A 1,506-nucleotide genomic window follows, 5' to 3' on the forward strand; every position below is an offset into this window, starting at 1 on the left:
TTGGAATTTCCTCTGGTTCGTTTTTGTTTACTAATTTAGTTGCTGAAACACGCAACGAAATCATACACAAACACGTTAGCAGCAATTACCACGAAACTGAGATTGACACACTAAATAAAATTGAATGACCAAAAAACTAAATGTTTATGACTTGAATAATTCTGCATATCTCGAAGAAGATATTGAAAACGTGATAGATAGAATTGGAAATTTATATGAAATTGAGTTTTTAAAAGAAAGAATCAAATTTACCTCTAAAATCAAATTTCCAGAAGATGCCTTTTGGGTTTCGGATGAGACAACCAAAAAATTTAACGAATCAATTCCTGTAATTAAGAGTATAGTAAAAGATATTTACTCAATTTTAGAAGGAGTTTATGTCGCTAAAAAGGGAAAATTTGACAAACCGAATTTGGAAATTAAATATAAGTATCTTAAAGAGTTAAGAGAGTTTAATAACAAGCTAAAACATCACAATAACAAAAAAGTAATATTCAATTTAGTCTCTATTGTAAATATTAATGAGAAAACTTTAGATTGTCTAATTCAATATAAATATGACAATGAAAAGGAAATAAGTATTTTGCCTTTAGTTCAGTTTTTCCAACTTTATTTTAAAATATTGGAAGATGAAAATATAATTGAAATAGACCGAAAATGAGTAAAAAAGAGAATAAAATAGGTTTTGGAAAAATAGTTTTAACAGCTATAATTACTGCATTGATAACAACTATTTCTCAATCATACTTACAAAGTAGACAATTAGATAAAGAATTGTCTTCTTGGAAAGAAAAGTATGATATTGAAAGTATCGATAAAATAAATGATACTCGAATCAGAATGTTAGAAGATGTAAACGAACAAATTTTGCAACTTGAGATTCAAGCAAAAGAAATAAAATTAGAAGTAGCGGTATCGAAATACTATACGAAACCCGAGCAAAGAGACAGATTGAGTGAATTAATGGTGCAATATCACAAAGACCTCTATCGAAATGCTTCAAAAATGCATATAGCATCTTTGTTTTTTGGAAATAAAGTCGACAGTTTAATTCCATTACTTGGAAAATCATTGACTCAAAATTTTCAGCATAATTTAATGTTTGACTCAAATAGAATAAAAATTCCCGAACTCGAATTTGATTTTGAAACGACTGATAGTTTGACAAATATGAGAAATACTATTACTCAACAAATGGCGAAGGAAATAATGGAATCTTACGAGTTGAAAAAATAAAAACTGCTGCTAACAACGTGTATAAAACATAGCTAATAAGTGCTAAACTACAAGATTCACGCCTATTTGCAGAATCGCCAAATTTTTAATTTGGCTTTTGCGAGAAAGAAAGAAAAAAACAAAATATAAATATTTGGCTTGTGCTAAACCCAAAATGTAGTACTTTTAACAACGCTACATTCCATACACAAACCGTTGGCGCTCATAGAAATCGAAATTTTCAGAAAACATTTTTGTTGAAAAGTAATTCTATTTTTTAGAGAAAATTAA

At 28.2% G+C, this 1,506-nt stretch carries 2 protein-coding genes; both read left to right on the plus strand.

The genetic code is table 11. The features are described from left to right. Positions 1 to 124: 124 nt before the first annotated feature. A complete protein-coding gene (locus tag Q4586_RS13930) occupies positions 125 to 661 on the plus strand; it encodes a hypothetical protein (RefSeq protein ID WP_303529991.1) in 537 nt (178 codons plus the stop codon). Continuing rightward, entirely contained in the window at positions 658 to 1,236 is a 579-nt protein-coding gene (locus Q4586_RS13935; protein WP_303529994.1) for a hypothetical protein, read from the plus strand. Before Q4586_RS13930 ends, Q4586_RS13935 begins: the two co-directional genes overlap by 4 nt. Positions 1,237 to 1,506: the final 270 nt, after the last annotated feature.

The sequence above is a fragment of the Tenacibaculum soleae genome (genome assembly GCF_030549005.1).
GTDB classification, from domain to species: Bacteria; Bacteroidota; Bacteroidia; order Flavobacteriales; family Flavobacteriaceae; genus Polaribacter; species Polaribacter soleae.

Bases quoted from the DNA above. Each gene is read 5' to 3' on its own strand.
- Q4586_RS13935 (WP_303529994.1), top strand. From the start codon at position 658: ATGAGTAAAAAAGAGAATAAAATAGGTTTTGGAAAAATAGTTTTAACA.
- Q4586_RS13930 (WP_303529991.1), top strand. From the start codon at position 125: ATGACCAAAAAACTAAATGTTTATGACTTGAATAATTCTGCATATCTC.